General features: G+C 52.6%; 9 protein-coding genes. 8 read left to right on the top strand and 1 reads right to left on the bottom strand.

What is annotated here, in order from left to right:
* Positions 1–233 precede the first annotated feature (233 nt).
* Complete coding sequence (locus tag DBR00_RS15930) at positions 234–1340, top strand: restriction endonuclease (RefSeq protein ID WP_108489577.1); 1107 nt, start codon at positions 234–236, stop codon at positions 1338–1340.
* Positions 1341–1448: 108 nt separating this feature from the next.
* On the opposite strand, the gene DBR00_RS15925 is transcribed toward DBR00_RS15930, so the two are convergent.
* Positions 1449–1988, bottom strand: a complete 540-nt coding sequence (locus DBR00_RS15925; RefSeq protein WP_108489578.1) for a hypothetical protein — start codon at positions 1986–1988, stop codon at positions 1449–1451.
* Positions 1989–2435: 447 nt separating this feature from the next.
* Between DBR00_RS15925 and DBR00_RS15915 the strand changes: the two genes are divergently transcribed.
* The 7 genes from DBR00_RS15915 to DBR00_RS15880 all read left to right on the top strand — a co-directional run bounded on the left by DBR00_RS15915 (position 2436) and on the right by DBR00_RS15880 (position 6437).
* A complete protein-coding gene (locus tag DBR00_RS15915) occupies positions 2436–2645 on the top strand; it encodes a hypothetical protein (protein WP_108489580.1) in 210 nt (69 codons plus the stop codon).
* 5 nt (positions 2646–2650) lie between these two features.
* Positions 2651–2815, top strand: a complete 165-nt coding sequence (locus DBR00_RS15910) for an Arc family DNA-binding protein (protein WP_108489581.1) — start codon at positions 2651–2653, stop codon at positions 2813–2815.
* The gene (locus DBR00_RS15905; RefSeq protein ID WP_108489582.1) at positions 2812–3027 is read left to right on the top strand and encodes a hypothetical protein; all 216 of its coding nucleotides are present in this window, start codon (positions 2812–2814) and stop codon (positions 3025–3027) included. The genes DBR00_RS15910 and DBR00_RS15905 overlap by 4 nt, the downstream gene beginning before the upstream one ends.
* Positions 3020–3289, top strand: a complete 270-nt coding sequence (locus DBR00_RS15900; RefSeq protein WP_108489583.1) for a hypothetical protein — start codon at positions 3020–3022, stop codon at positions 3287–3289. Before DBR00_RS15905 ends, DBR00_RS15900 begins: the two co-directional genes overlap by 8 nt.
* Complete coding sequence (locus DBR00_RS15895; RefSeq protein ID WP_108489584.1) at positions 3282–3671, top strand: hypothetical protein; 390 nt, start codon at positions 3282–3284, stop codon at positions 3669–3671. Before DBR00_RS15900 ends, DBR00_RS15895 begins: the two co-directional genes overlap by 8 nt.
* Positions 3672–4155: 484 nt before the next feature.
* Positions 4156–5439 carry a hypothetical protein gene (locus DBR00_RS15885; RefSeq protein WP_108489585.1) on the top strand — a complete coding sequence of 428 codons (1284 nt, stop codon included), beginning with the start codon at positions 4156–4158 and terminating at the stop codon, positions 5437–5439.
* On the top strand, positions 5436–6437 hold the full coding sequence (locus tag DBR00_RS15880; RefSeq protein WP_108538079.1) for a tyrosine-type recombinase/integrase: 1002 nt from the start codon (positions 5436–5438) through the stop codon (positions 6435–6437). Before DBR00_RS15885 ends, DBR00_RS15880 begins: the two co-directional genes overlap by 4 nt.
* Positions 6438–6533 lie beyond the last annotated feature (96 nt).

Below are 6533 nucleotides of genomic sequence, written 5' to 3'. Positions count from 1 at the left end.
GGCAATATTCGAGTGTTAATTTTTTTAATATTTATAGATAAAAACGTATCAATTGATATCGATAAGTGGGAGCAAGATTACTCATATTCGACTAGCACTCCTCAGGTCATTACTAGAGTGCTGAGGAACACATAATAAGTTCTTCAAGGTGGACACCTTTTGTCCCCCCTTACGCAAGCGCATAGGGCTTCATAGTTTGCCCTAAAGAAAATTGTCTAGGCGTAGAGAAATAAATGATGAGTGCAAATTTAAGGGATGTGGTTTCAGACTGGGGTGGCTTCGAAGAATTTGTAAAGGAAATTCATGAGGGCGAAGATGTCATCGTAGAAAGGAATGTAACTCTTACAGGGCTATCCGGTGCCCCCCGACAGATTGATGTCTATGTGACACACGCAAAAGGACCCTATAAATATTCCACGTTGATTGAATGCAAGCACTGGAAAAATAAGGTCAAGCGACAGCAAGTTGAAAACATGTACGCAAGCATGGAAGATTTAGGTGCCTCTAAAGGAGTGATTTTCACAACGTTAGGCTACCAGTCTGGTGCAGCATTATATGCTAAAGCCAAAAACATTGACATTTATGTTATTAGAGACCTAACTCCTGAAGAGTGGGGGAATCCAGGGAGGTTAATTGAGTTTTATATTCAAATCTCATCTAAAACTATTTTGTCCATTGACTGCCAAAATACTATGGTTGCAAAAATAGTAGGGGCGAATGAAGAATATAATCCGGAAATATCGCTTAATTTTGGGGTCAAAGACAAAATACTTCAAGAAATTACATCATTAAACCAAAAGACCGGTGAGCTTGAAGTATTCTCTGCAGTGGAAAACCAAATTGTATCTAGCCATAAGAAAAAAGGAGCTACCCTAGAAGAATATTTGGAAGTGGCTTCGTCGCACGGTCAAAAATCTATAGATGAGAAGAGTTTTCTGATAAATGGCGGCGAAGATTGTACGCGTTACTTCCAAGTTAATGTTGAAATGCCTTTTAAAGATAAAGGTGAGATGCTAATGGTCATAAGCAAGGGGCAGCTTGTTTATATGCCTAAAATAGTTATGAAGGTCGGAATTAAAATTCACCAATTTAAGTTTTCTCACGATAGAAGTAGTAATCTTTTATATGCTTTGGCTGTCGAGGATTGTATTGGCAGCAATACATTTGCAGTAAGTAAAGGAAAAGACCGAGAGGCGACAAGTTGGTTGCCTTTATCTAGGGATGACTCGCCTAAGCAAGAAGATTCATTGGTTAATGGATCTATTATGAAAGTAACTGCAAGCGGATTTTTTGATCCATCAGAAATGGCGGGACTAAAAGAAGTCGAACTTAAAGAGTAGCCTATTAAATCTGATGGTTAGACAGCCCATAACAATTTAATCAACTTAGCTCCTATTGCGCTGGACGCAGCAACGCTGCGCCGGGTATTGAGGCGTTAGATTGTGTTTCTAATTTCTATACTGGAGTCCAACGCGAGACTTGCAGTTCCTTTGCTCAACGCTTCCGTTCGGGCTTCCGCACACCCAGTCTTTTAGCTTTTGCTCTTCTTTGATCACAGTCACCCGCATTTTTGCGGCGGGTTTTTCTGGCTCTATTGGTTGATAGGTGTCTTCGAAGGCCAGCACATTATCTGCGCCTCTCGGTTTGTAGTTCAGATCATTGAATACTGTTTGTTTGGTTGCAGTTTTTGTAGGCAGCTCCGCCTGCGGTTGAGACATTGCGTCTCGCCTTGCCTGCTCTTCGACTACTTTGCTCCAATCGGTCTCGGGCTCGGCTCGACGGATTTCGGCAACTGGTAGGGCGGTTGGCTGCTGCTTGCTTTCGGCCAGGTTCTTTACGGTGCCCTGCAGGAAGGCTTGGCTAGCTACGTAAAGTGCGCCGATGGTGACAACGGTGCCTATCAGGCCTGGTATCACTACACCCAGGTTGCCGCGTTTGCGGCTGCTGCTTCTGATCCATTCGGGGGCGTCATGCCTGTCAGCCTTCATCCTTTTCTCTCCCTGTCCTTCGGGCGTACCAGCGTCTAGTCACTTCCTGGGTGATCGCTATCCCGCGTCGGGTTTGCTCAAGTTTCGGTTGGCTTCGTCATATTCAGGGCTGACCTGTCCGCTTTCTGGCATCACCTCACCAGTCGTAAGCCACCAGCGGTACTGAGGGAACACTTTGCCTATTTCCTCAATCTCTCGCGTGCCTACTCGTGCGCGCCCTCTCTTTACGTTCTGCCAGCGGAAGTACTCCTTCGTTCCCGATTCAGCGAAGGCAGAGAGTCCAGCCAGGTCAATCAATTGAATAGCTCTATCAGCTATCGGGTCTTCCATTGAAAATAATTCGCTTAGTCATATGTACACGGTGGCGCGGCGGTGTACTATTTACTTAAGTACATAGTACGCAAGTCACTGCTGCCGATTAATGCTGAACATAGTGGATTAAAGCTTATGGATACGGAAGGTCTCGACCCTCAAAAGCTGCACGGTGCACCGCCCCTGATGCCCTGGCCCAAGTTCGCTGAGTGGATCGGCATGGGCGATGAGCCGATTGTCGTTCGCTCCTGGGTGGAACGCGGCTACCTACCTTCTAAAAAGGTCGGGAAACGCACCATGGTTAACGTCGTGCGGCTGGTGCAGCAGCTGCTGGATGAGGAGTAAGGCACATGAGCCGAACTGACCCGCAATTCAAGTTGCGCGTGCCGCCCGCACTGCGCCTGCTGATCGAACAAGCCGCCCACGCTACTCGCCGCTCGATGAACGCCGAAATGGTCGTGCGCCTGGAAGCCAGCTTCGCCAAGGAACAGCCTCCGCAGGAGAAACAACCATGAGCAAGGCAGACGACAGCCTGGATCTGTGCAGCGTTAAGACCTTTGCCGAAATGAGCGGCATATCCATCGAAGAGTCAATCGACTGGGTGGATAACGGCACCGTCCCCAGCATGCGGCTGGCCGACTTCCGCATGGTCAACCTCGCTCGCCTGCGTGCGGATCTGCTCAAGGGTAAAACCGAGTTCAAAGCGGGGGACTACAGCCATGCCTAACCCAAGTCATGCCCTGGATGCGGTCACCGCTGTTGGCTACATCGGCAAACCTGTTCACGTCGAGCTTGAGTGGGACGGTGATCCTGAGCCGTTCTGTCGCTCGGGGTACGTAATAGGCATCGTGCTGCCGGTTAAAGGTGTGCAGAAGCAGGCCTATCTGATGGTCATGAGCCCTGGTGAAGAGTTTCCCGTGGAAGCCTACCTAGAGGACATCCGCTCCATCCGCATTGCTGATCAGATGGAGGGCTGTAGCCATGACTAGCCCTTGCCTCTCTCCCGATGCTGCCACTGCTATCAGCTACATCGGCAAAACCGCGCTCATGGAATTGCGCTGGGATGATGAGCCGGAATCGATGTTTCAGGTCATGCACATTGTTGGCGTAGTCCTGCCCATGGAAGGCATCTGTGACCATGCCTGCTTCATGGCCGTTTATTTCGACACGACTGACCCCTACCCGGAGCGGGTCTTCTTCCATGAAATCCGCAACATTTGGGCGGTGCAGCACCGCGACCGGCATGGTTCCGGCAACGTACTGGGCTGCATCGCCCACCCTAACTCGGCTGGGTCAAGGGCCGCGCTCCCGGCTCGTCGGAACAGCTCCACCGTTCCGTCGAACGGAAGCACGGGCGCAGCGCACCCTTGACGCGGTATGCCTATGAACAGCCTATCAACGGGAGCATGGGGTAGCTTCTTCGCCCCATGCTCCCGAGCCCTCGGCGGCAAGAGCAGGATGACAAGGGCAGCGCCCTTGGTGTGCTTTGCCTTCGGCCAGCGTCTGCAGCTACTCCTGTTACTGATCGCCCTTACGCCCTGGAGCGCGTTGACAGCCAGCCCGCCACCAGAGAACCAAGGCGCAAAAGCCCTCGCGCTGGATCAGAACTGCCCCCAGCCAGCAGCTAGACCCAACCTCAAGCAAGAACCCCAACAGCAACCCGAAACCAGCCTTGCGCGCTCTCGCGAGCGCCAGAGTGGCTCGGTTCAGAACGAAGGCGCGAGCGAGCGTGCGCATGCGCTTTTTAGCGCATGCGCGAGGGACGAGCGCCGCGCCAAAAGCGCGCGCTGACGTCCCTGTAACACGTCAGATAACAAGAAATTAACTTCCGCATTAATCAGCAATAGGTGACCAAATGGCAATCGTTAAAGACCATATGAGACTGAACGCAATCACGGCAGAAGAAGACAAGCGCGGACGTTTGTTTATTGATCCGGGTAATTACTCGCTCACTAACCTGTCAGGCGTTCGCTTGCTCCGTTGCGGCGTCGATACGGTGCGCCAGTTGTACCGGGGCATGATCCGACCGGAAATCATGGCGTTATTCGACAACCCTGGTGTCTTGGTCGAATTTGCTGGTCAACGCTGGCATGCGGGACGGGTAGGGCGTGATTCTGGTTACCAGTACAAGCTCCAGAATGCTGACCTGGGCATCATCCTGTTGGTGAAGAACTTCAACGCCAAGCTAGACACCATCGGCCCCCATCTGAAAATCGAAGTGTCACCCCACGCAATCGACAGCCTGTCGCCTGAGCGCCTGCAGGCCCGGTTAGATTTTTACGCCGCCCAGGTGCTGACGCATGTTGAGCTTAACCAGTGCGCAGTTCACCTAGCTCTAGACCTTCAGGGCTGGACGCCTCCCGCTGATCTGGTGGCCCGCATGCACTGTAAGGCCCGCACTCACCGTGACATTACAGGCATTAACGAAATCAACTGGGCTACCAAGTCCAGCACCTACGGACGGGGCGAAACGTCTATGTTTGGCTCTGCCAGTGGCGTTCAGCTCTGTATCTACAACAAGACCGAGCAAGCCCGAGCTACTGACAAGCTCGACTACTGGGAAAGCGTTTGGAAGCGTCGCGACAGCTTCGACGATCAAGACCCCGACAACTACAACCCAGCCCAGGACGTTTGGCGTGTAGAGCTTCGCTATCACCATTCCATCATCCAACAATTCGCCAGCGGCTCCGTCGATCTGCACACCGGCCAGATTATCGACACATCATCCTTTGAGGGCTTTGCAGCTCACCTAGACGGCCTGTGGCGCTATGGCCTGCGTCAATTCAAACTGTTGATCCGTCCTGGCTACTACGCCCCAATCTGGACGCTTATTCGTGATGACGTACGGGTAGACCTGCCTGTCGATTCGTTGCTCGATGACACTGAGTACAAGCGCTATTACAAAACGTCGCGTGGTTTCTCCGGTAAGAACGTGGAACTGTTCTTGGGAAACTTCGTAAGCCTGCTGGCACGGGAGCGAGTGGGCGCTAGACGAGCATTTCACACCCTCAAGGATTGGGATTGCTGGCCCGTAATTCGTGACCACTATGCCGCTAAGGGCATGGACGAAGACGCCTTGTATAAGCACATCAAGGGCATTCTTGAAGAGCGCCATGTTAGGTGGGGGCGTGCCGTATGAGTGTGAAACGGCTCGAGGATGGTCGCTGGCTGGCCGATGTTCAGCCCATTCGTGGTCAACGCTTTCGCAAGCTGTTTGATACCAAGGCTGAAGCACTCCGTTATGAGATTTTCATTCAGTCCAACAAGGCCAAGGATGCCGGCTGGAACCCCAAAGCCTCCGATCGGCGCAAGCTCTCGGAATTGGTGACGCTCTGGTATGACCTCCACGGTCACATGCTCAAGGATGGTCTACGTCGAAAGACTAGGCTCGATGCTATGTGCGTTCGGCTCCGTAACCCGGTAGCTGTAAAGCTCGATGCTTCGGTCTATGCCCATGATCGGCGCGTTCGCTCTGAAAACGGCACCAGTCCTAAGACCCTCAACAATGAGTTGGGCTACCTGCGTGCGGTGTTCAATGAGCTTCGTGGCCTTGGCCAGATCGACTACGCCAACCCATTGGAGCTGGTGAAGCCATTCCGCATTGATGAGCGTGAACTGTCCTGGCTCACAGATGATCAGGTAACCATTCTGCTCGACGCCATCCGCAAGCACTCGGGCAACCCGCATGTCGAACCGATCACCCTGCTTTGCCTGGCAACTGGAGCGCGTTGGTCTGAGGCAGAAGGGCTAATCCCGGCCCGGTTGCGTAATGGCTCGGTGACTTACAGTAAGACCAAATCCAGCCGCGTCCGCACGGTGCCAATTGATCCGGCCCTGGAGACATTCATAAGGGAACACTGGAAGCGTCATGGCCCGTTCACTGGCTCAATCAGCTCGTTTCGTCGTGCCCTGGTTCGATCAGGAATCCAGCTACCGAAAGGGCAGGCCAGCCACGCGCTTCGTCACACCTTCGCCAGTCACTTCATACAGAAGGGCGGCAACATCCTCACCCTGCAAAAGATCCTGGGTCACTCCAGCTTGGCTATGACAATGCGCTATTCGCACCTAGCCCCGGAGCATCTGGCCGAGGCGGTGAGGTTGAGTCCGTTGGCAGGGCATATCCTTCGCTCTCACTAGATTGCCATGCCCTTCATTTCTAGCTTGGGCTTCATGCTTTGTAGTTCTGGCTGTCAGCGAGCGACCCAACGCTGTTGCTCGTCAACGGCACGTATC

The sequence above is a fragment of the Pseudomonas sp. HMWF032 genome (genome assembly GCF_003060885.1).
Taxonomy (GTDB): domain Bacteria; phylum Pseudomonadota; class Gammaproteobacteria; order Pseudomonadales; family Pseudomonadaceae; genus Aquipseudomonas.
This window is presented reverse-complemented; position numbering and strand designations above follow the sequence as displayed.

What these genes read in the sequence shown, in the direction of transcription:
- DBR00_RS15915 (WP_108489580.1), top strand. Translation starts at nt 2,436, where the DNA reads ATGGATACGGAAGGTCTCGACCCTCAAAAGCTGCACGGTGCACCGCCC.
- DBR00_RS15895 (WP_108489584.1), top strand. Translation starts at nt 3,282, where the DNA reads ATGACTAGCCCTTGCCTCTCTCCCGATGCTGCCACTGCTATCAGCTAC.
- DBR00_RS15910 (WP_108489581.1), top strand. Translation starts at nt 2,651, where the DNA reads ATGAGCCGAACTGACCCGCAATTCAAGTTGCGCGTGCCGCCCGCACTG.
- DBR00_RS15885 (WP_108489585.1), top strand. Translation starts at nt 4,156, where the DNA reads ATGGCAATCGTTAAAGACCATATGAGACTGAACGCAATCACGGCAGAA.
- DBR00_RS15925 (WP_108489578.1), bottom strand. Translation starts at nt 1,988, where the DNA reads ATGAAGGCTGACAGGCATGACGCCCCCGAATGGATCAGAAGCAGCAGC.
- DBR00_RS15880 (WP_108538079.1), top strand. Translation starts at nt 5,436, where the DNA reads ATGAGTGTGAAACGGCTCGAGGATGGTCGCTGGCTGGCCGATGTTCAG.
- DBR00_RS15900 (WP_108489583.1), top strand. Translation starts at nt 3,020, where the DNA reads ATGCCTAACCCAAGTCATGCCCTGGATGCGGTCACCGCTGTTGGCTAC.
- DBR00_RS15905 (WP_108489582.1), top strand. Translation starts at nt 2,812, where the DNA reads ATGAGCAAGGCAGACGACAGCCTGGATCTGTGCAGCGTTAAGACCTTT.
- DBR00_RS15930 (WP_108489577.1), top strand. Translation starts at nt 234, where the DNA reads ATGATGAGTGCAAATTTAAGGGATGTGGTTTCAGACTGGGGTGGCTTC.